Genomic DNA, 26,164 nt, shown 5'->3' with positions numbered 1-26,164 from the left:
ATTGCTGCCGAGCGCGCAGGGACACCACACGCAATAAGACTGCGTAACGGGCAGTCCTTGCGAGGGGTGTAGATTCCAAATCATGGAGAGACAGAGGTTCAGCCTGTGACCACGCGGCGCATGGAAGGCATGGCGAGACACCCTGCGCCCACTAACAGCATCAAGCCATCTGGCACGCTGCAACCAGCACAGCAGAATAGTTTTGATGAACGCAAAATAAATAACCGTACGTTCTTCAACACTCTGCCTGTGCCACAGACGCCCAGCGGAACCACAAGTCCCGCTAGCAGAACTTTAGTCTTTTTTGGCCGGAGGGTTGGTCGTGGTTTTTTTAGCCTCGGGCAGGAAGCGAATGGTCAGGCGGGAGGGAGAGGCCGCAAACCGGCCCCCCGTACGGATTTCATCCAGCCGGATACGGACACCTGAATCATTTTCCATCAGATGTCCGGCAACACCCTTGCCCACTGTTGTCTCGCCCGAAAGTGACCAGTATGTGCCCGGAAAATCCTCCAGACGTTGCAGGTTGTAAACCTTGCCCACACTGTTGCCGGAGGAAAAGCCAACAGCCGCAGCCGAAGCCCCGCTGACCTCAAACGGGTATTCATGCCCGCCGTACGTCAACACACCATTCCCCCATGTGTAACCCACGCCCAGATCGGCTGAACGGGTCTTGAAGGTGACCTCCGCCATGACAGGGCCCAGCAGGGTCTCTGCTCCTGCGGGCAGAACCCATGCGCCGGAGAGGGCCAGAGCCGCAAGAAAATGACGGGATGCTAAACGCATCAAAAATGCTCCTTGGTAGTCGGGACCTTCAAAACATGGCATAGGCTTTTGCTGCTGCATAGCCTTATTCCAAGGTCGTGGGGGAATGACCGGGCGGCTCAGCTATTCCAAACCGGGTCTTTAAGCTGTTCTACAAAACCGGCATGGGCTGCCAGCTCGGCCGCACTGGGGCAAACCCGCACAATCCTGCGCTCTGCTGGCCCATCGTACACCACTGCTGGAGCCTGTTCCCCCTCTGCCACCAGCCCAAGGCCGTGCTGGCGGCCCCCCATGAGTTCCACATAAACTTCGGCCAGCAACCTGCAATCCAGCAGCGCATTGTGGGTTGTACGCGCAGACAGGTCCACGCCAAACCGGCGGCACAACGCATCCAGACTATTGGGCATGCCGGGAAAACGCTCCCGCGCCATGTCCAGCGTGTCCACCATGCGCTCCATGTCCAGCGGTTTGCGGCCAATGCGTTTGAGTTCAGCGTTTAAAAAGCCAAAGTCGAAGCGGGCGTTATGCGCAATCAGCGCATCGTCCCCTACAAACGCCAGAAAATCGTCCACGATCTCGGCAAATTTTGGCTGGCCTTCAAGGTCTGCCCGGGTAAAGCCGTGTACGCGGCTTGCCTCCTCCGGCACGTCGCGCTCGGGGTCGATCAGGGTGCGGTATTCCCGGCCAGTGGGCAGGTCACCTACCAGTTCAAGAGCTGCAATTTCAATCACCCGGTCCCCGGTTGCAGGGTCCAGACCCGTTGTTTCCGTATCAAACAGGATGGATCGCTTCACGCCCTCAAACTCCCGAGCAGACGGCGGACCTGCCGTTCTGTTTCCATAATGGATAACCCCGTGCGGATCACGGTATCCGCCTTTTGCACCCTGCGGGCATCTGGCATCTGGCAGGCAATCAGCCGCCGGGCCTGTGTATGGGGCATATTCCGCCTGAGCGCCACACGCCTGCGCTGTACCCATGTGGGGGCAGAGACCACCACCACCTGGTGGCAGAGCCTGTTGCCTCCCGTTTCAAAGAGCAGGGGAATATCCAGCACAACCCACGCTGCCCCCTGCCGGCGGGAGCGGCGCAAAAAGCACGTACGCGCCTGACGCACGAGCGGATGCATGATGGCTTCCAGCTTTTTCAGCAACGCCGGGTGTGCCAGCACAGCCTGCCGCAATGCCGCACGGTCCAGTTGCCCGTCCTTTACGGCCTCGGGCACAAGCCGTGCAATGGGCGGCAGGGCAGCCCCACCGGGGGCCTGAAGATGGTGGACGACTGCATCCGCATCAAACACCGACAACCCTGCCCTGCGCAGCAAGGTGGCAACCGTGCTTTTGCCCATGCCCATGCCCCCGGTCAGGCCCAGTATCTTCATGCTCAGACCTTGCCCTGATCAAAGGGGGTAACACGCACTCACAAGCTGCCCAGAACGTGGTCCTGCGTTGCCTTGTCCACCTGCGGGTCAACGCCAAACCACTCCCGAAAACCCAGCCGGGCCTGATGCAGCAGCATGCCCAGGCCCCCCACCGTGCGCAGCCCCTGCTGCCTGGCGGAGGCCAAAAGAGGTGTCATGCGCGGCACATAAACAATGTCTGCCACTACCAGATCATCCGCCGCATGGGCCAAAGACGGGCTGAACAGCGGATCAGGCCCACCCTCCATACCCAGAGAAGTTGTATTGACCAGCAGGGCAAACGCCCCCAGTTCGCGCTCCCACACCGGCCATGGCAGCACATCCGCACCCGGCAGGGCGGCTGCAAGGGCGGTCGCCCGCTCCTGCGTGCGGTTGGTGATGCACACCTCAATCCCCCTGTCCTGCAAAGCAGCGGCAACGGAGCGGGCCGCCCCACCGGCCCCCAGCAACAAGGCGCGCGTCCGCGGGCGGGGCGGCAGACCTTCAGCCTCGAGACTGGCGACAAACCCGTCCCCATCGGTTGAAAGGCCGAGAATTGTGCCGTCCTCGCGGAATACAAGCGTGTTAACCGCTCCGGCCCGGCGGGCTGTCTGGTCCAGCTTATCTGCCAGACTATAGGCCGCCTCCTTATGCGGAATGGTCACGTTAGCACCACGAAAGCCCGCAGCCTGTAACCCCCTGACCGCAGCCTCAAAGCGCGCAGGAGCCGCAGGCAGCGGCACATAGGCCCCATCCACCCCATAGCGGCGCAACCAGTAGTTATGCAGCGCTGGCGAGCGCGAATGAGCAACCGGCCAGCCCAACACCCCTGCCAGTCGGGCCTTGCCGGTTATGATCTGCTCGGGAACGGAAGAGGCGGATGTGGTCATGGCTGCTGTTCGTACCTTGTGCAAAAAATCTGCCAGGCTTCAGGGAGCAGGCGCGCCAGCCGAGCCGCCCATTCCGCCTGACCAGCCGGGTGGGTGATCAGGTCCTGACGGATTTCAATTTCAATATGCGGCAGGGCGCGCTGCTCACCGTGCAGGGGCACCGTGTAATCCGATGTATCGGTCAGGGCGTAAGGCTCATTATCCCCTACGACCAGCCCTTCAGCCCGCAGCAGTTCGATCATGATATGGGCCAGACGCGGGTCATGGTTATGCAGCAGCCCCACATGCCATGGCCGCGCAACATTGTGCATGACAGGGGTAAAGCTGTGCAGCGCCACAACCACCACGCTACGCCCATGGGCCAGCCGGGCGTCCAGTTCCTGCGCAATCCGGTTATGGTACGGGTGCAGGATGGTCTGCTCACGCCATGCCACATCCGCAGCATCCAGATTCTGGTTGCGCGGGACCAGGGTGCCATCACTTTGTACAACAACGGAAGTTGGGTGGCCGGGCGCGCGGTTACAGTCAATAACAAGGCGGGAATAGACCTGTTCAACCAGCACCGCTGGCAGGGCATCCGCCAGCCTGCGGCCAACGCCGTCTATGCCAATATCCCACCCGATATGGCGCGCGCGCTCAACATCACTCAGCCCCAGATCACCCAGTGAAGGAGGAATGGCCTGCCCGGCGTGGTCACTGACCAGCACAAAGGGGCCACCCCCGTCTCGCCCGTAAACCCTGAAGCTCTCAGCCAGTATATCTGTCATCAGTGCCCAAATATTAGCCTGCCTGCCCGGTGGGGCATGGAGCCATGCACGCCCCCACCCCACACAGACCTGCAATTTTTCAAGCGTCTTATTTAACGGAAGAGACAACAATGGCGGCAAGTGCTGCCTGCGCCCTGACGCGCCCTGCGTCTTCCCCCGTCAGGCCTTCCGCATCCAGCCCGCTGTCATCCAGAGCATAGACAAGGTAAGCCGGGTCCGTGCCATCAAGCGATTCTTCCCCGCCCTGAGCGTAGGTGCGGGCCGCCACGTATTCGGGGCCACGCATCTTTTCTTCCAGCCGCTGCACTGCGGCAAGCGGGTTTTCCGCCCGGATCACTTCGAGCAGCACATTTGCGCCCGGGTCAATTACGCCAAAAGTTGCAAGTTTGTGCACCATGGTCTTTTCCTGAACTCTGTGTATTTTAAACACTTTATAAGCAGAGAAATGCCCGTGCAGCCACCCCTGCAAACACCACATGAGCCATAAAAAGCCCTCTTCCGCCGCAGCGCTGGCATGATCTGGCGCACACATGGCGGTTTGCGCCATGGGGCATGCGCCGGTAGGATGGGCTTTGCATTCAGCCCACTCCGGTATTATGGCTGCGGCTCAACACTACACGCAACCAAACAGGTCAGCCAACCATGTCCTTGACGAACCAGCCTCCGGCCCAAACCGCCACCACAGCCAATGCCAATGCGCAGTGGGGCGGACGATTTGCCGGTGGTCCTTCAGACATCATGCAGGCGATCAACGCATCCATCAGTTTTGACAAAGCGTTGTGGAAGCAGGACATAGCAGGCTCTCTGGCCCATGCCGCCATGCTGGCCCATGTGGGTATCATCTCCAAGGATGATGAAGCCGCGATCCGCGCAGGGCTGAACGAAATCGGCTCGGAAATTGCAGCAGGCAGCTTTACCTTCTCCGAAGCGCTGGAGGATATTCACATGAATATCGAAGCCCGCCTGTCCGAACGGGTAGGCGAGGCAGGCAAACGGCTGCACACCGCACGCTCGCGCAATGACCAGGTTGCAACAGACTTCCGCCTGTGGGTGCGTGACGCCATAGACGGGCTGGACCAGCAGGTTGCCTCGCTCATGCGGGCATTGGCCCTGCGTGCGCGTGAGCATGCGGCAGACCCCATGCCCGGCTTTACGCACCTGCAAACTGCCCAGCCCGTGACCTTTGGCCACCACCTGATGGCCTATGTGGAAATGCTGGCCCGCGACCGCGGACGTCTGGCCGATACACGCCGCCGCCTGAACGAATGCCCCCTTGGCTCGGCGGCACTTGCTGGCACGTCCTTCCCCATTGATCGTAAAATGACCGCCGAACTCCTGCATTTTGAGCGCCCGACAGCCAATTCGCTCGACGCAGTCTCGGACCGGGATTTTGCGCTTGAATACCTGTCAGCTCTCTCCATTCTGGCCATGCACCTCTCCCGCATGGCTGAGGAGATCGTGATCTGGTGTTCCTCCCCCTTCTCCTTCATCCGCCTGTCCGATGCCTTTACCACCGGCTCGTCCATCATGCCGCAAAAGCGCAACCCCGATGCTGCCGAGCTGGTCCGCGCCAAAACAGGCCGCATCAATGGCAGCCTGATCGGCCTGCTGACGGTCATGAAAGGCCTGCCGCTGGCCTACGCCAAGGACATGCAGGAGGACAAGGAACCCGTTTTTGCGGCAACAGATGCCGCAGCCCTATGCCTTGCCGCGTGTGACGGCATGGTGCGTGACATGACGGCAAACACCCAGCAGATGCGCGCACTGGCAGGCTCGGGCTACTCGACCGCAACCGACATTGCAGACTGGCTGGTCCGTGTGCTCAAGGTGCCCTTCCGCACGGCCCACCACGTAACCGGTCGCCTTGTTGCGCGGGCCGAAGCCCAGAACATTGGTCTGGCTGAGCTGACACTGGCTGAAATGCAGGCCGAGGAACCGGGCATTACGCAGGACATCTACTCGGTGCTGAGTGTTGACGCCTCCATCGCCTCGCGTACGAGCGAAGGGGGTACTGCCGCCACCAACGTGCAGGCCCAGGCCACCCGCTGGCTGGAGGCCCTGACCAGCAGCCAACACACGACCGCAGAAGGCTGAGAGCAATGACCCCCCGCCTGTTTATAGGCCTGTTTTTGGCAACCGCTCTGTGCCTGCCACTGGCCGCCTGCGGCAAAAAAGGGCCAAATCAGCCCCCCGGCCCCCATAGCGATGTCACCTACCCCCGCGTTTACCCACCGGACTGAGCATAACGTCTGGTCCGGCAGGTCAGCCCCCGTGCACAGACATGCAGGGGGCTGACCTGCCACCCGGCCTGCCCAACCCTGCCCCTGACCTCTTTTTTCCAAGGCCCTGTTCGCCTCATGGCTGACTTACCAGTTTATACCGATGCCGATCCCTCGCTGGCTGAACTGCTGGCAACACACCCGCACCTGAGCACGGACCCGCTCTGCGGGCTAATGCTGGAGGGTGTTGCCCTTAACGCCATTGCCGATGCTCTGGGTACGCCGTGCTGGGTGATCGGGGCCAACACGCTCCGCCAGCGTCTCAAACGCATGCAAACCGCCATGACCGACGCCGGACTGGACGTACGCATCCATTATGCTGTCAAGGCGAATGACCACCTCTCCGTCCTGTCCATTATCGGGCAGGAAGGGTATGGCGCGGATATTGTCAGCGGTGGCGAACTGGCCCGCACACAAAAGGCGGGAATTCCGGCGCAGCGGGTCGTGTTCTCTGGTGTGGGCAAAAGTGACGCGGAGCTTGAACACGCCATTGGTCTGGGCATTGGCCAGATTAACGTGGAAAGTGCCGAAGAGCTGGAAATTATCTCGGCCATTGCCACACGCCTTGGCAAGCAGGCCAGAATTACCCTGCGCGTCAACCCCGATGTGGATGCCGAGACCCACGCAAAAATCACCACGGGTCTGGCCGACAACAAATTCGGCATTCCGTTTGCCAATGCGGCCGCCCTGTATGCACGCGCCTTTACCCTGCCGGGCCTGCGCCCCGTCGGGTTTGCAACCCATATTGGCAGCCAGATTCTGTCCACTGCCCCTTACCATGCCGCCTATGCCCGCATAGCCGATCTGGTGCGGAGCGTACGCGCCAGCGGACTGGCTGTTGAGGTAGTGGATTGCGGCGGCGGGCTTGGCATCAGCTACCGCAACGAAGTGGAAGGCCAGCCTGAAGCACTGGCTGGCGCCATGCGTGCGGAACTGGGCGACCTTGGCCTGCGCCTGAGCATTGAGCCCGGACGCTGGCCCATCGGCCCGGCTGGCGTGCTGCTTAGCAGCGTTATCCTGCGTAAGGAGGAGGGCCTGCCAAGCCCCTTCCTTGTACTTGATGCCGCAATGAACGATCTGGTCCGCCCCAGCATGTATGAGGCATGGCACGGTATTCTCCCCCTTGCGCCACAGGACTTTAGCCAGCCTGTAGCCCCCATTCATGTTGTGGGGCCTGTGTGCGAAAGTGGAGACACATTTGCGCGTGACCGCCTGCTCCCCCCCCTTGGGCGCGCATCCCGTATAGCCATTCTGGACACGGGCGCTTATGGTACGGTCATGAGTTCCAACTACAACAGCCGCCCTCTGGCCTCGGAAGTTCTGGTGGAGAACGGTCAATGGACAGTCATACGCCACCGGCAGACGCTGGAGGAAATGTGGCAGGATGAAACCCTGCCCGCCCCCCCGACCGGAAAAGCATGACGCATGCGCGGTCTGAAGCATGATCTGACCGCGTCAACCGCGCAGGACGGCACACTGGCGGCCCGTCTGGCCCATGTGCGCCGCCACGCGGGCCTTGTTTTGTACACCGAGCGGCTCTGGCCAGCACTCCAGCCCACGCTGGCCATGCTTGGCGCCTATACTCTGGCCGGGCTGCTGCGCCTGCCTCAGCAACTCCCCGATGGTTTACGCCTTGTTGGTGTGGCGGGCTGGCTCAGCCTGTGTGGCTGGCGGCTCCACACCGATCTGGCGCAGCTACGCCCCGCCACACCGGAAGAAATAGACCACCGGATCGAGCAGGCATCGGGCCTGCGCAACCGCCCCCTTGCCAGTCTGGCGGACACCCCCGCCCCACTCCCCCATACCAGCAGCGCCATTTTATGGCAGGCGCACAGGCAGCGCCTTCTGGCCTCTTTGGGTACATTGCGCGCAGGCTGGCCGCACCTTATGCCCAAGGGTCGCCCCCGCCAGATCACTGCCGGTGTTCTGGTGCTGGCACTGGGTCTGGCCACAGCTATGGCAGGCTCCTCGGCCCCCGGACGTGTGCTGGCCGCCTTTATTCCCGGACGGGACGACCCGGACGTCCCCCTCCCCCATATTGACGCATGGATTACTCCGCCCCCTTACGCGCCGGATGCCCCCATCTTTTTAAGTGCTGGCCACCCCATACCGCAGGTGCTGGAAGGGGCGCGCCTGAGCGTTATTGTCAACGGCATGGCCTCCCACCCCGCACTGCAAGGGCTGCGGGGCATGGTGGCGCAGGATGCAAAACGCCAGAAGCTGGACCCACATAGCTGGAAGCTGGAAGCCACACTGACCCACAGTGGCGTACTCCGCCTGAGTGGTCGTGGGCGCACACTTGCAAGCTGGCCCATTACCGTACTGCCCGATCTGGCACCACAGGTTGCATGGGGTCCCTCCCCCGGAGCCGGGCCAAAGGGTGACTGGCATACCAGACTGCCTTACACGGCCAGCCATGCCTATGGGCTATCCAACCTTCAGGTTGTGCTGCACGCAGCCCACCCTGCCCGTGGCGCCAACCCAAAGCGGGAACTGAGCTTGCCGCTGCCTTTAACCGGGCACCCTAAATCCGTTAAAAATGTTGTATCCCCCGACCTGTCGGAGGACCCATGGGCCGGGCAGGAGGTCACGGGGCAAATTGTCGGCACCGCCACCAGCGGGCATAAGGCTGAGAGCGCTCCCGTTACGTTCAGGCTTGGGGGCCGGGTTTTCCACTCCCCCATCGCCCGCGCCATTCTGGATGTTCGCCGTCGCTTTGCACTGGAGCAGGAAACGCGTGAGGACACAGCACAGGATCTGGAAGCACTGGGCGAGGCTCCGGGGCCAGTGCGTGAGCATACGGGCATGTTCCTCAACATGACCAGCATTGTGGCCCTGCTCGACAATGCCGACATAGACGCCGAGACCGCACGCACAAGTGCGACCAATCTGCTGTGGGATCTGGCGCTGGACATAGAAGACCGGCGCACGGGCGACAATGCCAGTGCGCAGGCCTCCATTGACGTACGGGCAGCACAGGCCGACGTCGCCCAGAAGCTGGCGGAGATGAAGCGTAACGGCACCCATAACCAGCAGGCACAGGAAGAGCTGGAACAGAGCCTGAAGGCGCTACAGGATGCCATTGCCCGCAAAATGCAGGCTCTGGCCGAGAGTGCTTTGCGCAACCACACGGCCATCCCCGACCTGCCCGGTTTTTCTGCCGCCGGGAACAAGGCGTTTGAGCGGCTGATGCAGCAGTTACGCTCCGATGCCGCCAATGGCCGCGCAGGCGATGCCATGCAACGCTTGCAGGATATGGAAAATGCAACCGAGCGCATGCGCAACGCCACACCGCAGGACCTTGCCGCTCTGGCCCAGCAGATGCAGGCCCAGCAGAAAGCGCGCGAACAGGCCGCCGCCCTGCACGACCTGACAACAAAAGAATCCAGCCTGCTGGACCACGCCCAGTCCCGCCTTGACGAACACCTGCGCAGCCTCTCCCAACAACAGAGCGATCTGGCGGATGATGGGGATGGAGAGGCGGCGGAATACGCCAACCTGCCCACATCCGAACTACTGCGCAGGCTGGGGCTCCCCGCCCCGCCCGATGCCAGTACCCAGAACATGGGTGGAACCGGTAGCCCCGGCGCAACCGGCGCCCACCAGCCCCCCGCAGGGCTGCCCGACCCGGCCAAGGCCGAGGCACAGGCTGCCGCACGCCGCACGGAGCGTGCGACCCAGCATGCGCTGGAACAGGCCCTGAGCGAGTTGAAGGACGAGTTCAAAGAACTCACCGGCAAAACCCCCGATGCGTTTGAGGCCGCCCGTAAAAACATGGCCGCAGCCCGCAAGGCGCTGGCCGATGGGGATGATGCCGCCGCCGCCAATGCGGAAGAAAAAGCACTGGAAGCCCTGCGCCAGAGCCGCAAGCAGATGCAGGACAGCATGAAGGGCAGCGGCCAGAACGCGCCCCCCAGCTTCCTGCCCTCCTTTGGGGGCAGTGGCGAGGGAACCTCCGGTTCGGGCAATGCGGGGCAAAGTGATAACGGCCAGCCGACAGACAACGCGGGCGACAGCGGGGATGACGACACCACAACAGGCAAAGACCCGCTCGGCCGCAAGGAGGGTGAAGGCACGGACCAGAACACCGATGACAGCACCCATATTCCCGACACGGTAGCCCGCCAGCGCGCGCGTGAGATTGAACAGGAACTGCGCCGCCGCGATTCAGAACGGACCCGCCCGCAGCAGGAACTGGATTATCTGGACCGTCTGCTCAAACCTTTCTAACCCACCAGCCACGCCCTTGGGGTACTGGCCACACGGTTATGCCGCCACAGTAACCCGGCAATGCACAGACCCGACCTTTGCGCACCCCGTCATGGCGGCACATACTGGAACAAGGCCACCACACCGTGGCCCGGCCACGGGGGAATGCGGCATGCCAGCCTGCAAACCCGCAGCCCCATAAAGGGAGAGCTTTCATGTATGCCATGCGCCTGCACAGCCCACGCACGCCACTGCAATGGGAGGAACTGCCAGACCCCACACCCGGCCCCGGGCAGATCCGCGTCAAGGTGCTGGCCTGCGGCGTGTGCCGCACAGACCTGCATGTGGTCGATGGCGATCTGACACACCCCAAACTGCCCGTAACACCGGGGCATGAAATTATTGGCCGGGTGGACATGCTGGGCAGTGGTGTGACCTCCCTTCAGGTTGGCCAACGCGTGGGTATTCCGTGGCTTGGCCACACATGCGGCCATTGCCCCTATTGTGTCAGCGACCACGAAAACCTGTGTGACCACCCCGTTTTTACCGGCTACACGCGTGATGGTGGCTACGCCACAATGGCGGTGGCCGATGCGCATTTTGCCTTCCCCATGGGGGAGGAGGGTTCCGATGTCTCTCTCGCGCCGCTGCTGTGCGCGGGGCTGATCGGCTGGCGCTCACTGAGCAAAACAGGCAATGCCCAAAAGGTTGGTCTGTATGGCTTTGGGGCGGCGGCCCATATTATTGCGCAGGTGCTGGTGTGGCAAAAACGCGAGGTGTACGCCTTTACCCGCTCTGGAGATACAAAAACACAGGATTTTGCCCGCTCTCTGGGGGCAAAATGGGCTGGTGGGTCCAATGACCTGCCACCTGAGCCACTGGATGCCGCCATTATTTTTGCCCCCGATGGCGCGCTGGTCCCCGCTGCCCTTAAAACCCTGCGCAAAGGGGGCCGCGTGGTCTGTGCGGGCATTCATATGAGTGAAATTCCCGCTTTTTCCTACGACAGCCTGTGGGAGGAGCGCGAGATTGTCTCGGTCGCCAACCTGACCAGGGAGGATGGGCTGGATTTTCTCTCCCTCGCTCCTCGAATCGGCATTCACACCACCACAACCACTTACGCACTCAAGGACGCCAACACGGCACTGGACGACCTGCGCCACGGGCGGTTTGACGGTGCGGCCGTGCTGGTGCCCTGACCGCAGGCACCTACCCCTGTGCGCTCTCCGCCATGGCTACGGCCATAATTGCGCGCAGCACACCGGGGAAGCGCTCTTCAAGCTCCCGCTCACGTAGGGAATTCATATGGGTTACGCCCACCACCTCGGTGCGGATAATGCCTGCCTTGCGCAAGACCGAAAAATGGTGGGACACGGAGGATTTTGGCCGCCCGTCCTGCAAGGGGGCGCAGGGTTGGGGCTGGCACAGGGCAAGCTTGCGCACCACCTCCAGCCGGAACGGGTCGGACAGGGCGTAAAGCAGGCAGGGCAGTTGCAGGTCCTGCGCCAAGGGGTGGTCATACTGCTTCATGTCACGATCTGGCCTGTCTTTCTCTTGCTTTGCCCGTTAGTTCGATTATATTCGAACTAACGGGCAATCACGCCCCGTAAGCAGGAACATGGTCCATGCCCACGCTTTTTGACCCTTATACCCTAAAAGGCAGCACTCTGCGCAACCGCATTGCTGTTGGCCCTATGTGCCAGTATCAGGCGCAGGACGGCATACCCAATGACTGGCACTCTGTGCATTATGCTTCCCTCGCGCGTGGCGGAGCAGGGCTGGTCACGCTGGAAGCCACCGCTGTCTCCCCCGAAGGGCGCATTACCCCCAACTGCCTTGGCCTTTGGAACGATACACAGGCGCAGGCCTTTGCCCCCATTGTTGCCAGTATCCGCAAAACCGGTGCCACTCCGGGTATTCAGATCGCCCATGCGGGCCGCAAGGCCAGCGCCAATATACCGTGGGAAGGTGATGACCATATCCCCCCTTCCGACCCGCGTGGCTGGCAGCCCATTGCCCCCTCCCCCATAGCATTTGGCCCTGCCCTGTCCCGCGTGCCGCATGAGATGACCCTTGAGGACATTGAACGCGTTAAAAGCGACTTTGTGGCGGCTGCAATCCGTGCGCGCGATGCGGGCTTTGAGTGGCTGATGCTGCATTTTGCCCACGGTTATCTGGCGCAGAGCTTCTGGTCCACGCATTCCAACAAACGCACTGACCAGTATGGCGGTTCGGCAGAAAACCGGGGACGCTTTTTGCTGGAAACTCTGGCCGCTGTCCGTGCTGTCTGGCCCGAAGACCGGCCACTGAGCGCACGTTTTGGCGTGATCGAATTTGACGGGAACGACGAGCAGACACTCGAGGAGTCCATTGCCCTTGTGCGTAAGATGAAAGAGCACGGGCTGGACTTCATAGATGTCAGCATCGGTTTTTCCACACCTGATGCCAACATTCCGTGGAGTGCAGGCTTTATGGCCCCTTATGCGCACCGGGTCCGGCAGGAGGCAGGGCTGCCTGTCACCACCTCATGGTATATCAGCGAAGGGCGTCAGGCCGATGCGCTGATCCGCAACAACATTGTGGATGTGGCCACACTAGGCCGCCCGCTGCTGGCCAACCCGCACTGGCCGCATGAGGCAGCACGCATCCTGCACGCAAAAGATGCAAAAACCATTCTGCCACCCTCCTACGCCTGGTGGCTCTCACGCTACCAGTAACGGGTATGTCGCCCCTTCCGCACGGGCAACCTGCCTGTGCGGAAGGTTTGCCCCGCCGGTTGCGCGGGGTAAATCCTGTGCAGCCCCCCCCAACACCGGAGGGGTACTGACTGGCAGGTCAGTCCGCCTTGGGCATGCCCACACATTCCGCAGGGCCGGGAAAACTGCGTGTGCGCACGGCATGGGCGTAGTCCGCCGCTGCACGCTCTACCTCCTGCCCCAGATTGGCAAATTTACGTACAAACCGTGGTGTAAAGTCGGGGAACAGGCCCAGCATGTCCTCGGCCACCAGCACCTGCCCATCGCACATGGGGGACGCCCCTATGCCTATAGTCAGAATGCTCAATGCCTCGGTAATCGCGCGCGAGAGCGGCTCCATCGTGCTTTCAATCACCACGGCAAAGGCTCCTGCCTGCTCCACCGCCAGCGCGTCGGCCATGATCTGCTCGGCCTCATCCCCACGCCCCACGGTGCGGAAGCCCCCATGTGCATGCACTGCCTGCGGTTTAAGCCCGATATGCCCGATAACCGGAATGCCACGCTGGACCAGAAAGGCAATGGTCGGCGCCATTTCGCGCCCGCCTTCAAGCTTGACGCAGCCTGCCCCCGTCCGGGCCATAATGTCCGCCGCAACCCGGAACGCCTGCTGCGGGCTTTCCTGATAACTGCCAAACGGCATGTCCACTGCAACGCAGGCCGTCTGGCTGCCGCGCACAACCGCCTGCCCGTGGGCAATCATCATCTCCACGCTCACGGCCAGAGTGGAGTCCATGCCATACACCACCATACCCAGCGAATCCCCTACCAGAAGCAGGTCGCAATGCGGGTCCAGCAGGCGGGCCATGGGTGCCGTGTAGGCAGTCAGGGAGACAATGGGCGCATCCAGTGCCGCCAGCGAGCGGGGCGTATGCCGCCGGACTGTGTGGTGTTTGCTCAAAACCTGAACTCCCCGTAGCTATCGGACACTCAAAACCGGGTGCAGCTTTTCCCCGAACCTTGGTGGATGTCCACCCCAATGACTGTAAATCTTTTACCAGCCCGCCCATACGACAACACGGGGCAAAAGCCCCTAACCCACCATGAGCAAAGAATATTCATCAAAGCCATTGACACCCCCCAGATCAGGCTTTAGATCAGTGCTCAACAAGTCGGAGGGGTGCCCGAGTGGCTAAAGGGGGCGGACTGTAAATCCGCTGGCGTACGCCTACGTTGGTTCGAATCCAACCCCCTCCACCATGTTTCCAAATAAAAAATTCTCTGTTTGCACATGGCATTTCATCAAATGTCGTGCGTCTGGCATTTGGGGTCCGTGCAACACCCAGAGCGCCATTCCCCACAAAGCAGAACAGACAGGCCCCAACCAGACCTGCCCGCACAGCAAAAACTCAAGCCGTGGCTCCGCAGGCAGTTCTCCTGCGGGCCAGCAGCATTGTGGTGGTTTAAATCACCCGGCCTGCAATGGTTTTAAGCTTACCCATCAGTTCCGGGTCACGCGCGTCAGGCGCGGTAATCAGGGCGTATTCCAGTGCACGGTCGCAGCCCGCGCTGCACAGGCCACGCTTTTTGCCACCCAGTGCAGGAATAACCGCCTTGACCAGCGCCTTGGCCTTGGCGGAGTTGGCCTGCATGATTTTGACAACACTGTCCACGGTAACGTTATCATGCTCGGTGTGCCAGCAATCATAATCGGTCACCATGGCGACGGTCGCGTAGCAGATCTCGGCTTCACGGGCCAGGCTGGCTTCGGGCATGTTGGTCATACCAATAACCGAGCAGCCCCATGTGCGGTAAAGCTCACTCTCCGCCCGTGTGGAAAACTGCGGGCCTTCCATGACCAGATACGTGCCTTTGCGTGTCGCCTCAATGCCCAGCTTGTCAGCTTCGGCCTTGAGCACATCACCTACGCGGTTGCACAGCGGGTCCGCCATGGAAATATGGGCAACACAGCCGGTATCAAAAAAGCTCTTATCGCGCGCAATGGTGCGGTCAATAAACTGGTCGATAATCACAAACCGGCCGGGCGGCAGTTCCTCCTTGAGGGAGCCCACGGCGGAAAGGGAGACAATATCGGTCACGCCAGAAATTTTAAGCGCGGCAATATTGGCCTTGTAGTTCAGCCGTGAAGGCGGAATGGGGTGCCCCCGACCGTGGCGGGGCAGAAATACGCATTTTACGCCATCAAGCCGACCAAACAGAAGCTGGTCGGAGGGCATGCCCCACGGCGTTTCCACCGTGCGCCATTCCTTGTCTTCCAGACCGTCAATATCATACAGGCCGGACCCGCCAACCAGACCGATAACGGGTTCCACAACTTCATTTTCTGACATCAGACCAGATTCTCCGGTTTAAGAGGGCAAACAGCACGGCAAGAAAGCACAGATACAGCCCCGCTCCCACACCCAACCTGCGGCGCTGGTCCTGATGGGGGGCAGAAACCCATGCGAGAAACGTCGTAACGTCCCGCGCTTCGGCCTGCACATCCGGCACCGTGCCGTCCGCGTATTTGACCTCGTTGCCATGCAACGGCGGGGGCATGGCCGTAAAGTGACCAATTGCATAGGGGTTAAAAAAACCGCGCCCTTTCTGCCGTTCAGCCTGTGGGGCATATCCGCTCAACAGCCCATACAGCCTGTCTGGCCCGCCGGGATAGACCTTGAGAATGCGTGAAAGGTCGGGAGGAACAACGCCCTGATTGGCCGCAAGAGCCGCCTCCGGCCCGGAATAGGGCGATGGCAGGGCGTCATCCGGGCGGGCAGTGCGGTGCTTCAGCCGACCTTCCGCATCCAGCCCGTCTGGCACCTGCCATGTCGCCGCCAGTGCTACCACCTCCGATGCGCTCAGACCCATGCCCGAAAAATCGGAAAAATGCAGTTGGGACAGGCTGTGGCATGACGCGCAGGAGCCAGCAAAAACTGCATAGCCCCGCTGCACCGCGCTCAGGTCAAAAGACCCCAATGGCCCCGCAAAGGACCAGTGCTGCCGGGGCGCATGCGCCGGACCGCCCGCAGGCTGCGCCCATGCGCTACAGGCCCACAGCATACCTGCGCCAATGGCTGCAAACTGGCGGCGCATCATACCTGCGCCCCCTGCCCACACCTGCCCGACAAAGGCAGAAAAACCAGAAAATACGCGTAGTACCCCACCATTCCCAACCGGGCCACAAGCAGCCAGCCGCCCTGCATGTGGTGCAGGCCCGCACAGGCAGTTGCCACGGCCGAACCAGCAAGGACCACCACGGCGCCAAACCGCAGCAGAGCAGGTGTGCGTCGCCCGGCACCGTGTGCCGGGTCCAGCCATGGCACGGCAAACAGCACGGCCACCGCGCCACCAGACAGCAAAAGACCACCCAGTTTGAACGGCACAGCCTGCATCATTCCGTAAAAAGGCAGAAAATACCATTCAGGCTCAATATCGGCTGGCGTGTGCAGCGGGTTGGCCGGGCGGTAATTGGCGGGCTCTGTAATCAGCTCCGGCCAAAGACACATGACCGCGACAAATGCGAGTGCAACCAGCACAATGGCCAGCATGTCGCGCACCGTAAAATACGGGTGGAAGGGCAGCATCCCACGCTCCGGCACCGCAGAGGCTGAGGGGCTGGAACTCCCCCGCGCATGCACACACGCAATATGCCCCACAACCATGCCTACAATCAGGAACGCCAGCCCAAAGTGCAGGGCAAACATACGGTGCAGGGTTGGAGTACCCGGTGCATCCCCTCCCAGAAAAAGACCTTCCAACCAGCCACCCACCAGCGGCAACGCCCCCACGGCCTTGCCCGCCACATCCGCCCCCCAGTAGGACATCTGCCCCCATGGCAGCACGTAACCGGCAAATGCCGTAACCATGACCATGACCAGCAGGGTGCACCCGCTCATCCACACCGCCCGGCGCGGCGGCTGGTAGGAACGGTAATAGAGGCCGCGCAAAAGATGGACATACAGAGCCAGCATAAAAAAGGATGCGCCCGTCATGTGCATGGCGCGCAGCAGCCAACCTGCGGGCAAGCGGCGTTCGATCCCTTCGACCGAGCCAAAGGCCAACCCCGCATCAGGCGTATAGGCCAACGTAAGAGTTAGCCCGCTGAGCAGCATAAGGGCCAGTATGGCGCACAGGATGGCGCCCACGGTCCACAACCAGTTCAAATCCGCAGGTAACGGCAGACCACCATAGGCCGCAACACGTGCGCCAAGCTGGCCCCGTCGTGTTGGCGCCGCCTCCTGCGCGTTGTGGCAGACTGGTTTAGCAGCCATTGCACCTCTCCCCCATGACCCGCCACCCGGCGAACGAGGTTTCCGTTTAACGACGAACCGCGTGATCTTGCAATGACCGCCCCTAAGGCGCACCCCTTGGAAAAATACCCAAAACCGATTCTCTGCCCCTCAGGCAGCAGACCTGTTATGGAAAGAGCCTGATACATGACGCCAACCAAGCCCGCCTCTGTTCCCACGCACGACACACTCAGGGAAGCGGCCAGCACATGGTTTGAAACCCTGCGTGACCGCATCTGCGCCGCTTTTGAAGCGATTGAGACAGACGCGGCGGCCCAGAACAGCCCCATTCTTCCCGGCCACGAGCAGCCCGGCCGCTTTGAGCGCAAAAGCTGGACCCGCCAGAACGAGGACAAAACCCCCGGTGGCGGCGGGGTCATGAGCCTGATGCGTGGGCGGGTGTTTGAAAAAGTGGGGGTGAATGTCTCTACTGTAGAAGGCACATTTTCACCCGACTTTGCCGCCAGCATCCCCGGTGCCAGCGAAAACCCGCATTTTTTTGCAACCGGCATCAGCCTTGTTGCGCATATGTGCAATCCGCTTGTGCCTGCGGCCCATTTTAACACCCGCATGATTATTACAACGCAGGGCTGGTTTGGCGGTGGGGGGGACATTACCCCCATGTTTCCCGCCAGTGACGAGGCACAGGATGATGCCGCCACGTTCCATGCCGCCTTTGCGCAGGCATGCAATACGCATGACCCGGAGTATTACCCCCGCTTCAAGGCATGGTGTGACAAATACTTCTACCTGCCCCACCGCAACGAACCGCGCGGCCTTGGCGGCATTTTTTATGACCGGCTGGATAGCGGCAATGCGCAGGCCGACTTTGCTTTTACCAAGGACGTCGGGCTGGCTTTTCTGGACGCTTATCCGCGCATTATCCGTGGCCGCATGATGGAACCATGGACCCCCGAACAGCGTGACGCCCAGCTTGTACGCCGTGGCCGTTACGTGGAGTTCAACCTTCTGCACGACCGGGGCACCTTGTTCGGGCTCAAAACCGGGGGGCATACAGAAGCCATTCTGATGAGCATGCCGCCAGAGGTTAAATGGCCGTAATAAAATGGCCGTGTTTCTGCCGTTAATTTCGCATAATATGAGACGGCAATAACTTTAATAAGGCTCCTGGTGTTTGTCTGATCTCCTTCCTGCCTCATCCATGATGCATCAACGCCAGGGTGCCGCCCTCTCCCGCCGTCTGTTTTTGGGGGGCGCTGTGGGGTGTCTGGCGGCAACCGCCACAGCAGCCCGGGCGGCAGATGACATTCTCGTTGGTCCGGTTGCCACCTCAACCTCCGAGCAGACCACAAGGCTGATCGTTGCTGGCAGTGCGGAAACACCGTGCGGCACATGGGCCAGCCATCTGGCCCCTCAAATGGCGGAAGAACTGGGGCAGCCCCCCTTTGACCTCTCCTTCACCACCGGGTGGGACGGGGTAACCGGGGCCAATCTGTTTGATGCACAGGAACAATTGAGCAGCGCCTCCAGCAGCCTGCTGGTACCCGGCACCGCGCTCATGGCCTCCATGACCGGGGACAGCCGCGTCCATTACGCCTACCAGCGCTGGCTACCAGTGCTGAGTGTCTGCCAGCCCAGCGTGGTTGTCGGGCATGTTAACCTCCACCGTTCACTGGGGGTCATTCTGGGCAGCAAGACCACCCGCATTGCCGTTTCCACCCCCAGCGGGCCGGAACTCCCCACCCTTTTGGCATTTGACCTGCTGGCACTGCGGCCTTTGCCCGTCAGCGGTTATGCAACACCGGATACCGCCATGGCCGCACTGACCAGCGGTGTGGTGGATGCCATCCAGCTCCCCATGGATGCAGCACTCAGGGAGCGGCTGGCCATGCTGGGGGCAAAAGGTTTTACACCACTTTTCCTCAACACGGTCACGCAGCAGGCTCCCGCACCGGCGGATATGGTTCTGCCCCCCACATTTCCTACCGTTCTGCTACGTGAGCGCAGGACATCCACCCCGGCTTTTCTGCCCCTTGCGTGGCAGGCCATTGCAACAGCCGCCAGCCTTAAAGCCGCACTTGTGCTTCCCCTGCTGACCCCACCCGCCAAAGTAGCACGCTGGCGCCATGCGGCAGAAGCCTGTGCGGCCCGGCTGAGCCTGCAACAGATTGCGCTCGCCAGTGAGCAGACGGTTCTGTCGGGAGCAAAGTGTATTGCTTTTTACAATATGGCGACCCCGGATGTGAATGTGGGCATGGCGCTCCGCCGCTGGCTGGCGCTGAACCTGCCACGCTGGAAAAGTGCTGCCTCCGCACCACCCCAGCTACCTGCGCTTGCGCAGTAAAATCCGTACGGACCCTTTGTTGCCCACATGCGGGTAAGCCAGCCCCAGAATACGGGTGCGTATTTCCGCGCGCTCCAGCCAGTAGGGCAGTTCGCGCCGCAAAATACCCCCTTCCTGCCCTGTGCCTAGCCCGGTAATAATTTCCACACAGCGCAGGCCACGATGGGCGGCGACATCCATAAATTCCATCAGGCGGACAAACGCTTCCTGCGCCACCATACCGTGCAGGTCGAGCCGTTTTTCCACCCGCATGTCCCCTTGCTGGAAACGCCGCCAGCTATAATCATCCACACCGGGCTGGCGCTGACCAATTTTTTCCGCAACCGGGGGCATACGCTGCACGGTGAGTGGAGGCGGAGCCGGAGCCACGGCCGCCAGCGGACGTTCTGCCCACAGCAGCCCCCCCACCGGCTTGGCCCGCGTGTAGCCTTTTTTATAGTTTTTTTGTGGAATGGCGGGGGGTGGAACATCGCCTTCCACCACAAAAGCTGTGTCTGCCGTAGGGGGAACAAGGCTGGCCCCGCTCAGGGGAGCGACATCCCGCACCACCAGCGCCCAGAGCTGTTTTTCTGCCTCCTGTAACTGACGCCGCCTTTTTACCACCCTGTCTTACCCACCGCGCTTTATTCCAACCGATCTGGCCCGTGCAGGGTAACCGTAAACACAAACGGCCCGCCCAACAGGCTTTATCACCTGTGAACGAGCCGTTGTTCAAGCAAAGAAAGCGGGTGCCAGTAACGGCACCCGCTCCACCTGCTGTTATTTTACTGTTTGATATCCGTCAGGTCATGACCGTCATACTTGCCGGTCAGGCTTTTGAGGAACGCAACAATATCCGCCACATCCTGATCGGACGGGTTGCTATCGGGCGTCTGGTAGCGCGCCATTTTACGCACGGCCTCATCCAGTGTTTTCACGCTGCCGTCGTGGAAGTACGGAGCGCTCAGGGCAATATTGCGCAAGGTCGGCACGACAAAACGGTTCTGGTCCGCAGAGTTGTGGCTGACAGCATACATCCCCTCGTCCGCATCGGTCTGCTTGCGGCCACGGTCTTTGAAGTAATCACCCTCCAGCCCCATAACCTCGTAGCCGCCGCCACCAACACCAATGCCGCTGTGGCAACCCGAGCAGCCAATGGCCTTGAACCGCTCGTAACCCCGTTTGGCCTGCGCACTGATCGCATCTTCCTTGCCCTTGAGGTATTCATCAAACGGGCTGTCGGGCGTAATCAGGGTTTTTTCAAACTCTGCGATAGCCTGCGTAATGCTCTGCTGGCCAACCTGCACATCCGGGCCGAAGGCTGCCTTGAACATGGCTGCGTAGTCGGGGTCAGCCGCCAGCTTTGTCGCCACTTCCGACCAGTCGTGCGAGCCCATTTCCAGCGGGTTCATAACCGGACCTGCCGCCTGTGCTGCAAGGTCAGGCGCACGGGCGTTCCAGAACTGGGCCACCTTGAAGTAGGCATCGTACACGGTGGGCACATTGATCGGCCCCTTCTGGCCGCCAATCCCTGTTGCCGTGACCAGATTATCCACGCCCCCCTTGTCCAGACCATGGCAGCTTGCGCAGTTGAGTGTGTTGTCGCCAGACAGTTTTTTATCAAAAAACAGCTTTTTACCCAGCGCCACCTTTACGGGGTCCACCGGCACACTTTCTGGCACAGGGCGTATGGGCTCCGCCGCCAGTGCTTCGGTCGCACCTGTATTGGCGTAATACTTGCGCCGGGTCTGCTGCACCCATGTGAGAATAGCCTGCCGCTCGGCGTTGGACAGATGGGCATGCCAGTGCAGCAGCAGGTACTGCGCGGGCGGCATGCGGTTCTGCACAATGACTTCCTCAATGCGGGACAGTTCCTCCTCCGATGGGGGCGTGCCGTGCTCAAACGCATGCAGAACGGGCTCAATGCGGAAGTGGCGCAAGCCTTCATGGAGGTCTTTTTCCATAATGGCGTTGGCTACAGGCAGATGGAAGTAAAATGGCAGGTCACGCTTGGTTGCGTGGCAGTAATCACAACGCGCCTCGTTGAGCGCATTAAATGCTGCCAGAGCAACAGGGTCCTTATGTGTTGGAGAACTGGCCACCAACTCCGTTGCCGTTACATGGTCGTAATGCTGCAAAAAAGCAACTGTACCACCATACGCCAATAAACCCGCACCAGCCAAAGATACCAATATACGTTTCAAACCCCGATCCCCCGGTTCTATTTCTTTCTCTTATACGTTTTATTCATTCTTTGGCCTGTTGTGTTTGATACACATCAAAATGTCAAAGCGATTATTTTTATCGTAATAATTGATAAAACCGATCAGGTGAGGGGGCTGTTTACCAGATCATGCATCAGCCGCGCACGGGCTATGGCCACATAGTCGGCGTCTATTTCCATCCCCATGCCGCTGCACCCCAGACGTTGGGCCGCCAGCAGGGTGGTACCCGTACCCATGAACGGGTCCAGCACCCTGCCCCCGCTCTTGCCATGGAGCAGAATGCACTGCTCGGGCAGCGCTATGGGAAAAGTGCCGGGATGGTCAAATTTTTCTGCCCGTCCGCGCACTGTCTCGTATGGGATAAACCATGCATCCCCCCGGCAGCGGCGGTCCAGACGGTGGCCCCGACGGGCAATATTGGTTTTATCCTTGTAAGGCACGCCTGCACTCAGCCGGTCCAGCGGCACATCGCCTTCCAGCGTAAAGTGGAAAAGATGCTCATGCCCACGGTGCAGATAGCGCTGGCTGTTCATGGGTTTGAAATGGCCGAAGCTGTCCTCCCCCACGGAAATGGATTTGACCCACGAAATATGGTTTTGCAGCACAAACAACGCGCGCAGCCGCACGGCCAGCTCAAACGGCAGCCAGGGCATGGCGGATGAGCCGGAAATATTGAGAAAAAAAGACCCATCAGGCCGGAGCACCCGCTGTAACTGGGTTGCAACCTGCATCATCCAGTCCAGATAGTCGTCTTCCTCCCGCCGGTCGGGGTAACTCCGGTAGGACAAGCCAATATTGTAGGGGGGAGATGTTACAATAACATCCACACTTTCCGCCTGCATGCGCCGCAGCGCCCGCAGGCAATCGCCCTGAACAATGTCCTGACGACCAACCTTATACCGTTTTGCCCTTGCCGGAGGCGCTAGCGCCTTCCCGGCCGGTGTATGCGCACTCACGCACTACGCGCCGCCGCAAGACGCCAGCCGCTGCCACCAACGCCCAGAAGGCGCTCCAGTGTCCACAGGTCGGAGAACTCGGTTACTGCATCCGTACCGGTCACAGGCTGCCCCGCCTGATCTTCCACCAGACTGATCTGGTCAGACACAATGCGCACATCAACCGCAGCACCCAGCCCGACATCCAGCTGCGTCAGCCGCACATCTTCAATCGCCAGCGCGCGCACGGTCTGAATTTCGGTCCGCTGCTTTTGACCTGCTGCCTCCCGCGCGGTAATTGCCGCATCAAACGATGCATAGACCGCAGGGGTCAGGTAGGTTTTAAGCACATCACGGTTGCCCTGCGCATAAGCACCCACGACCTGTGCAAAGACAGTCTGCACGCTCATCAGGAACTGCTGGGGCGTAAAGGTGGCATCCTGCTGGTGAATATCCACCAGCAACTGCCCAACTCTGGTGCCGGGGGCAGGAACATCATATTCAACGGCGGGGCCTGTGGGCTCCACCTTGTTTTCCGCCACACGTGGCGGCACATCCGCGCGCGCAGTGACAGGCATGGGAGGGGGCTGGATGCCAACGCGCTTGCCCAGAACACTGCGCAACCGCAGCGCCAGAAAAGCGGCTACCAAAGCCAGAAGAACCAGATCGACCGGAAAGTGGTCGAGAGAAAAATCCATCTGTTAACCGTCCACCAAACTGCCTGCACACACTGTTTGCAGGGTTGTCTATTACAGGGAAAACGCTCTTTCCCTCAGGCTCTTGTCATCACATAGTCATGACCGAGTGCGGATACAATGATTACCAGCCCATCCGCCCTTGTAAAAGAGCATTCGTGTTTTAAAAAAACCACGCGGGCATTTGCAGCCGCCCCCACATTGCCTGACCGCCTGAACCTGCCACGCAGGAGACCGCGGCCCCAACATACCCGGATTGGAGTGTTGGCTAACCCCGCAGGTCATGCTACCGCCTTAGAGGAACCCAATACGTTTGAGAGCAGGAAGCTGTCATCAATGTCCGATACTGCCCAGTCCGTTCCGCCCGCCCTGCCACTGGCTATTAACCTCCAGTACACGCGCGATCTTTCGTTTGAAGTGCCCGTTGGGGCAGAAATTTTTGCCACTCTGCGCGCACAGCCCCAGATCGGTGTGAACATTGATGTGCAGGCCAACCGCCTGCAGGATGACCAGATGGTTTACGAGGTCACCCTGAGCATCAAGGCTGAAGCCAAGGAAGCCCCGGCAACGGAAAACGGCCCCGCCGGGCGCACCGTGTTCCTGACCGAACTGGTTTATGCCGCTGTCGTCACCCTGACCAACCCGCCTGCCGAGTTGATCGAGCCGATCCTGCTGGTGGAAGTCCCCCGCCTGATCTTCCCCTTCGCACGGAACATCATCAGCGATGTGACGCGCGATGGTGGTTTTCCCCCCATTGTGCTCCAGCCCATCGACTTTGTCGCACTCTGGCAGGAACGCCGTGCGGAATTCCCCGAAGCGGCAGGCAACGCATAAGCCTATCCGGCTTTTGTGGCGTTACTTACAAAAAAACCGGCATCCCTGTGGTGCCGGTTTTTTTTATGCGCTCCATGCTCCAAGGGCCTCCAGCATGGCTGGTGCATCAGGAGTTGCCGCAACACTGACGCCCCCCTGCCAACCTGCCTGACGCAGTGTTTTGAGCACGGCATCGGATATGACAACCGCACGCACTCCCCGCACCCGCGCGCCCATACCAACCGAGGGAGCCCGCTTTAGCCAGCTTTGTGCGCTCCGGGCAGAAAAAAACAGGATAGCCGCAATCTGTCCGGCCAGTAACGCGTGATCCACCACTGCAGGCAGTGCCTCCACAGGGTCCGCCCGATAAGCGATCCGCCGCACAACCCTGAAGCCTTGCGCACGCAGGCTGGCGGCCAGTTCCATACCCTGCCCCACGCCCGAAAACAGCAGCAGACTACCCAGTGCTGGCGCACACTGCTGGCATAACAGATGCTCAAGCGCCTGCGCATTGCCATGAGCACTATGGACAGTAGTAAACCCTGCCTCCCGCGCTTTTTGCGCCGTGCGGTCACCAACAGCAAAGACAGGAACAGATAGCGGCACGCATGCCGCCGCCATGGCAACCGCCTGCCCGCTGGTGAGCAACAAGGCCGCCACCCGCCGTGGCAGTACGCCCACCTGACAGGACCGTACAGAAAGTGCGGGAGCAAGAACAGGCTCCCAGCCAAGCTCCGCAACAGCGGATGCCGTCTCACCCAGCCCCGGCTCCGGCCGGGTGATAATAACGCCACGCGGCACTGGCATGGGTATGGCCTGCTTTTATGCGTTTTCCTCAAAAATATCTGCCGGGCTGTCCTTACGCAGGCTGCACCCCAGTTCACGCCCAAGGCGGGCTGCATCTTCTGGCGCGCCACTCACACTGCGTTTGAGCAGGAAGGACCCATCCTCCCGCGCGACAAGGCCGGTCAGGTGGAGTTTGGGTGCATCCCCAGCCACAACGGGGATCATCTGGGCATAACCGCCAATGGGAGTCCGGCAGGAACCATCAAGCTCGGCCAGCAGGGCGCGCTCTGCCGTTGCGACGGCGCGGGCCTCGTAATCCTCAATAGCTGCCAGCAGTTCGCGCAGTTCCACATCGTCCTCGCGCACTGTAACACCCACAATGCCCTGCCCTGCGGCGGGCACCATAATGGTGGGGGACAGCACAATGCTTGCGCGCTCCGCCATGCCAAGGCGGCGCAGGCCTGCCAGCGCAAGCAGGGTGGCATCGCATTGGCGGGCGGCAAGCTTGTCGAGTCGGGTCTGCACGTTGCCACGCAGCAGGCCAAACTTCAGGTCCGGGCGGACATGCAGCATCTGCGCCTGACGGCGGACAGAAGCACAGCCGACCAGTGCGCCCTCGGGCAGGGCCGAGTACGGATCATCCGGATCGGACTGTTCCAGCCGGGGGCCAAGGATCAGCGCATCACGCGCATCTTCACGCTTGAGCGTGCAGGCCAGCACCAGCCCCGGGGGGAGTGTTGTCTCCAGGTCCTTGAGGCTGTGCACGGCAAAATCAATCCGCCGGTCGGCCAGTGCTTCATGAATTTCTTTTGCAAACAGGCCCTTACCGCCAATTTCCGCCAACCGCCGGTTTTGCACCTGATCACCTGTGGTGTTGATCTGGTGTTCCTGAAAAGCGTTCATGTCACGCAGAACAGGGCAAAAGCGGGTCAACGTGGTCAGGAAGGCACGCGTCTGGACCAGCGCCAGAGGGGAGCCACGCGTACCCACGCGCAAGGGCAAGGAATGACGCCCCGAATGACTGCCCGCTTTTTTCTGGCGTGCGGCGGCTTCCGCGGCGATCTCCTGCAAAGCGGGAGAAAGGACGGGTGAGGAAGGGTAGGCTGAATCCATAAGATGTGTCTATTACCGGGAATGG

At 60.8% G+C, this 26,164-nt stretch carries 26 protein-coding genes and 1 tRNA gene; 10 read left to right on the top strand and 17 right to left on the bottom strand.

Features of this window, described 5'->3' with window-relative positions; translation table 11 throughout:
* Positions 1-294: 294 nt before the first annotated feature.
* From HK26_RS03010 to HK26_RS02985, 6 genes are all read right to left on the bottom strand, one after another.
* Entirely contained in the window at positions 295-783 is a 489-nt protein-coding gene (locus tag HK26_RS03010) for a hypothetical protein (RefSeq protein WP_086638705.1), read from the bottom strand.
* Positions 784-881: 98 nt separating this feature from the next.
* Positions 882-1,556, bottom strand: a complete 675-nt coding sequence (gene dnaQ, locus HK26_RS03005; protein WP_086638438.1) for a DNA polymerase III subunit epsilon — start codon at positions 1,554-1,556, stop codon at positions 882-884.
* A complete protein-coding gene (gene coaE, locus HK26_RS03000; protein WP_086638437.1) occupies positions 1,553-2,140 on the bottom strand; it encodes a dephospho-CoA kinase in 588 nt (195 codons plus the stop codon). The genes dnaQ and coaE overlap by 4 nt, the downstream gene beginning before the upstream one ends.
* 38 nt (positions 2,141-2,178) lie before the next feature.
* Complete coding sequence (locus HK26_RS02995; protein WP_086638436.1) at positions 2,179-3,048, bottom strand: shikimate dehydrogenase; 870 nt, start codon at positions 3,046-3,048, stop codon at positions 2,179-2,181.
* Entirely contained in the window at positions 3,045-3,815 is a 771-nt protein-coding gene (locus tag HK26_RS02990) for an N-formylglutamate amidohydrolase (protein WP_086638435.1), read from the bottom strand. The genes HK26_RS02995 and HK26_RS02990 overlap by 4 nt, the downstream gene beginning before the upstream one ends.
* A gap of 88 nt (positions 3,816-3,903) precedes the next feature.
* On the bottom strand, positions 3,904-4,212 hold the full coding sequence (locus HK26_RS02985; RefSeq protein WP_086638704.1) for a hypothetical protein: 309 nt from the start codon (positions 4,210-4,212) through the stop codon (positions 3,904-3,906).
* A gap of 245 nt (positions 4,213-4,457) precedes the next feature.
* Between HK26_RS02985 and argH the strand changes: the two genes are divergently transcribed.
* From argH to HK26_RS02965, 5 genes are all read left to right on the top strand, one after another.
* Positions 4,458-5,909, top strand: a complete 1,452-nt coding sequence (argH, locus tag HK26_RS02980; protein WP_086638434.1) for an argininosuccinate lyase — start codon at positions 4,458-4,460, stop codon at positions 5,907-5,909.
* A gap of 5 nt (positions 5,910-5,914) precedes the next feature.
* Complete coding sequence (locus HK26_RS13400; RefSeq protein ID WP_180539284.1) at positions 5,915-6,055, top strand: hypothetical protein; 141 nt, start codon at positions 5,915-5,917, stop codon at positions 6,053-6,055.
* Positions 6,056-6,172: 117 nt separating this feature from the next.
* A complete protein-coding gene (gene lysA / locus HK26_RS02975) occupies positions 6,173-7,516 on the top strand; it encodes a diaminopimelate decarboxylase (protein ID WP_086638433.1) in 1,344 nt (447 codons plus the stop codon).
* Positions 7,517-7,519: 3 nt separating this feature from the next.
* Entirely contained in the window at positions 7,520-10,324 is a 2,805-nt protein-coding gene (locus HK26_RS02970; RefSeq protein WP_086638432.1) for a DUF4175 domain-containing protein, read from the top strand.
* Positions 10,325-10,518: 194 nt separating this feature from the next.
* Entirely contained in the window at positions 10,519-11,502 is a 984-nt protein-coding gene (locus HK26_RS02965) for a zinc-dependent alcohol dehydrogenase family protein (protein ID WP_086638431.1), read from the top strand.
* A 10-nt stretch (positions 11,503-11,512) separates the two neighbouring features.
* Here the strand turns inward: HK26_RS02965 and HK26_RS02960 are convergent, their stop codons facing one another.
* Positions 11,513-11,833, bottom strand: a complete 321-nt coding sequence (locus HK26_RS02960) for an ArsR/SmtB family transcription factor (protein ID WP_025827618.1) — start codon at positions 11,831-11,833, stop codon at positions 11,513-11,515.
* A gap of 95 nt (positions 11,834-11,928) precedes the next feature.
* On the opposite strand from HK26_RS02960, the gene HK26_RS02955 reads away from it, so the two are divergent.
* Positions 11,929-13,020 (top strand): NADH:flavin oxidoreductase/NADH oxidase, encoded by a 1,092-nt coding sequence (locus HK26_RS02955; RefSeq protein WP_086638430.1) that lies wholly within the window; start codon positions 11,929-11,931, stop codon positions 13,018-13,020.
* Between the two features lie 118 nt (positions 13,021-13,138).
* Here the strand turns inward: HK26_RS02955 and panB are convergent, their stop codons facing one another.
* A complete protein-coding gene (gene panB / locus HK26_RS02950; protein WP_086638429.1) occupies positions 13,139-13,957 on the bottom strand; it encodes a 3-methyl-2-oxobutanoate hydroxymethyltransferase in 819 nt (272 codons plus the stop codon).
* Between the two features lie 213 nt (positions 13,958-14,170).
* On the opposite strand from panB, the gene HK26_RS02945 reads away from it, so the two are divergent.
* Positions 14,171-14,256 (top strand) — tRNA-Tyr (locus HK26_RS02945).
* Positions 14,257-14,459: 203 nt separating this feature from the next.
* On the opposite strand, the gene HK26_RS02940 is transcribed toward HK26_RS02945, so the two are convergent.
* Genes HK26_RS02940 through HK26_RS02930 form a run of 3 tightly spaced genes read right to left on the bottom strand, consistent with a single transcriptional unit; the run spans position 14,460 to position 17,270 of the window.
* Positions 14,460-15,347, bottom strand: coding sequence for an S-methyl-5'-thioadenosine phosphorylase (locus HK26_RS02940; RefSeq protein WP_025827611.1), 888 nt, complete (start codon positions 15,345-15,347; stop codon positions 14,460-14,462).
* Positions 15,334-16,095 (bottom strand): cytochrome c1, encoded by a 762-nt coding sequence (locus HK26_RS02935; protein ID WP_086638428.1) that lies wholly within the window; start codon positions 16,093-16,095, stop codon positions 15,334-15,336. Before HK26_RS02935 ends, HK26_RS02940 begins: the two co-directional genes overlap by 14 nt.
* Positions 16,092-17,270 carry a cytochrome b gene (locus tag HK26_RS02930; protein WP_086638427.1) on the bottom strand — a complete coding sequence of 393 codons (1,179 nt, stop codon included), beginning with the start codon at positions 17,268-17,270 and terminating at the stop codon, positions 16,092-16,094. Before HK26_RS02930 ends, HK26_RS02935 begins: the two co-directional genes overlap by 4 nt.
* A 165-nt stretch (positions 17,271-17,435) precedes the next feature.
* On the opposite strand from HK26_RS02930, the gene hemF reads away from it, so the two are divergent.
* Together hemF and HK26_RS02920 are read left to right on the top strand one after the other, a co-directional pair.
* The gene (hemF, locus tag HK26_RS02925; RefSeq protein ID WP_086638426.1) at positions 17,436-18,350 is read left to right on the top strand and encodes an oxygen-dependent coproporphyrinogen oxidase; all 915 of its coding nucleotides are present in this window, start codon (positions 17,436-17,438) and stop codon (positions 18,348-18,350) included.
* A gap of 100 nt (positions 18,351-18,450) precedes the next feature.
* Positions 18,451-19,593 carry a hypothetical protein gene (locus HK26_RS02920; RefSeq protein WP_143296280.1) on the top strand — a complete coding sequence of 381 codons (1,143 nt, stop codon included), beginning with the start codon at positions 18,451-18,453 and terminating at the stop codon, positions 19,591-19,593.
* On the opposite strand, the gene HK26_RS02915 is transcribed toward HK26_RS02920, so the two are convergent.
* From HK26_RS02915 to HK26_RS02900, 4 genes are all read right to left on the bottom strand, one after another.
* A complete protein-coding gene (locus HK26_RS02915) occupies positions 19,573-20,196 on the bottom strand; it encodes a Smr/MutS family protein (RefSeq protein WP_086638424.1) in 624 nt (207 codons plus the stop codon). The two genes, HK26_RS02920 and HK26_RS02915, sit on opposite strands and share 21 nt — an antisense overlap.
* A gap of 161 nt (positions 20,197-20,357) precedes the next feature.
* Positions 20,358-21,776 (bottom strand): cytochrome-c peroxidase, encoded by a 1,419-nt coding sequence (locus tag HK26_RS02910; protein WP_086638423.1) that lies wholly within the window; start codon positions 21,774-21,776, stop codon positions 20,358-20,360.
* A gap of 122 nt (positions 21,777-21,898) precedes the next feature.
* The gene (locus HK26_RS02905; protein WP_086638422.1) at positions 21,899-22,753 is read right to left on the bottom strand and encodes a DNA-methyltransferase; all 855 of its coding nucleotides are present in this window, start codon (positions 22,751-22,753) and stop codon (positions 21,899-21,901) included.
* Positions 22,750-23,430: a Tim44/TimA family putative adaptor protein gene (locus HK26_RS02900; protein ID WP_086638421.1), complete on the bottom strand. Its 681-nt coding sequence runs from the start codon at positions 23,428-23,430 to the stop codon at positions 22,750-22,752. Before HK26_RS02900 ends, HK26_RS02905 begins: the two co-directional genes overlap by 4 nt.
* Before the next feature lie 333 nt (positions 23,431-23,763).
* On the opposite strand from HK26_RS02900, the gene secB reads away from it, so the two are divergent.
* A complete protein-coding gene (gene secB, locus HK26_RS02895; protein ID WP_086638420.1) occupies positions 23,764-24,261 on the top strand; it encodes a protein-export chaperone SecB in 498 nt (165 codons plus the stop codon).
* A 63-nt stretch (positions 24,262-24,324) separates the two neighbouring features.
* Here secB and HK26_RS02890 read toward each other — a convergent pair whose 3' ends face one another.
* Both HK26_RS02890 and hemC read right to left on the bottom strand, forming a co-directional pair.
* Positions 24,325-25,047 carry a uroporphyrinogen-III synthase gene (locus HK26_RS02890; RefSeq protein ID WP_086638419.1) on the bottom strand — a complete coding sequence of 241 codons (723 nt, stop codon included), beginning with the start codon at positions 25,045-25,047 and terminating at the stop codon, positions 24,325-24,327.
* A gap of 15 nt (positions 25,048-25,062) precedes the next feature.
* On the bottom strand, positions 25,063-26,139 hold the full coding sequence (gene hemC, locus HK26_RS02885; RefSeq protein WP_086638418.1) for a hydroxymethylbilane synthase: 1,077 nt from the start codon (positions 26,137-26,139) through the stop codon (positions 25,063-25,065).
* Positions 26,140-26,164: the final 25 nt, after the last annotated feature.

Source organism: Acetobacter okinawensis, from assembly GCF_002153655.1.
Taxonomy (GTDB): domain Bacteria; phylum Pseudomonadota; class Alphaproteobacteria; order Acetobacterales; family Acetobacteraceae; genus Acetobacter; species Acetobacter okinawensis_A.
The sequence above is the reverse complement of the archived record's forward strand: the minus strand, read 5'-3'. Positions and strand labels throughout refer to the sequence as shown.

Coding starts and splice junctions, on each gene's coding strand:
- HK26_RS02960 (WP_025827618.1), bottom strand. CDS start 11,833: ATGAAGCAGTATGACCACCCCTTGGCGCAGGACCTGCAACTGCCCTGC.
- hemF (WP_086638426.1), top strand. CDS start 17,436: ATGACGCCAACCAAGCCCGCCTCTGTTCCCACGCACGACACACTCAGG.
- secB (WP_086638420.1), top strand. CDS start 23,764: ATGTCCGATACTGCCCAGTCCGTTCCGCCCGCCCTGCCACTGGCTATT.
- HK26_RS03010 (WP_086638705.1), bottom strand. CDS start 783: ATGCGTTTAGCATCCCGTCATTTTCTTGCGGCTCTGGCCCTCTCCGGC.
- HK26_RS02985 (WP_086638704.1), bottom strand. CDS start 4,212: ATGGTGCACAAACTTGCAACTTTTGGCGTAATTGACCCGGGCGCAAAT.
- argH (WP_086638434.1), top strand. CDS start 4,458: ATGTCCTTGACGAACCAGCCTCCGGCCCAAACCGCCACCACAGCCAAT.
- HK26_RS02900 (WP_086638421.1), bottom strand. CDS start 23,430: ATGGATTTTTCTCTCGACCACTTTCCGGTCGATCTGGTTCTTCTGGCT.
- hemC (WP_086638418.1), bottom strand. CDS start 26,139: ATGGATTCAGCCTACCCTTCCTCACCCGTCCTTTCTCCCGCTTTGCAG.
- coaE (WP_086638437.1), bottom strand. CDS start 2,140: ATGAAGATACTGGGCCTGACCGGGGGCATGGGCATGGGCAAAAGCACG.
- HK26_RS13400 (WP_180539284.1), top strand. CDS start 5,915: ATGACCCCCCGCCTGTTTATAGGCCTGTTTTTGGCAACCGCTCTGTGC.
- lysA (WP_086638433.1), top strand. CDS start 6,173: ATGGCTGACTTACCAGTTTATACCGATGCCGATCCCTCGCTGGCTGAA.
- HK26_RS02965 (WP_086638431.1), top strand. CDS start 10,519: ATGTATGCCATGCGCCTGCACAGCCCACGCACGCCACTGCAATGGGAG.
- HK26_RS02890 (WP_086638419.1), bottom strand. CDS start 25,047: ATGCCAGTGCCGCGTGGCGTTATTATCACCCGGCCGGAGCCGGGGCTG.
- HK26_RS02935 (WP_086638428.1), bottom strand. CDS start 16,095: ATGATGCGCCGCCAGTTTGCAGCCATTGGCGCAGGTATGCTGTGGGCC.
- HK26_RS02920 (WP_143296280.1), top strand. CDS start 18,451: ATGATGCATCAACGCCAGGGTGCCGCCCTCTCCCGCCGTCTGTTTTTG.
- HK26_RS02930 (WP_086638427.1), bottom strand. CDS start 17,270: ATGGCTGCTAAACCAGTCTGCCACAACGCGCAGGAGGCGGCGCCAACA.
- HK26_RS02990 (WP_086638435.1), bottom strand. CDS start 3,815: ATGACAGATATACTGGCTGAGAGCTTCAGGGTTTACGGGCGAGACGGG.
- HK26_RS02940 (WP_025827611.1), bottom strand. CDS start 15,347: ATGTCAGAAAATGAAGTTGTGGAACCCGTTATCGGTCTGGTTGGCGGG.
- HK26_RS02970 (WP_086638432.1), top strand. CDS start 7,520: ATGCGCGGTCTGAAGCATGATCTGACCGCGTCAACCGCGCAGGACGGC.
- HK26_RS02955 (WP_086638430.1), top strand. CDS start 11,929: ATGCCCACGCTTTTTGACCCTTATACCCTAAAAGGCAGCACTCTGCGC.
- HK26_RS02995 (WP_086638436.1), bottom strand. CDS start 3,048: ATGACCACATCCGCCTCTTCCGTTCCCGAGCAGATCATAACCGGCAAG.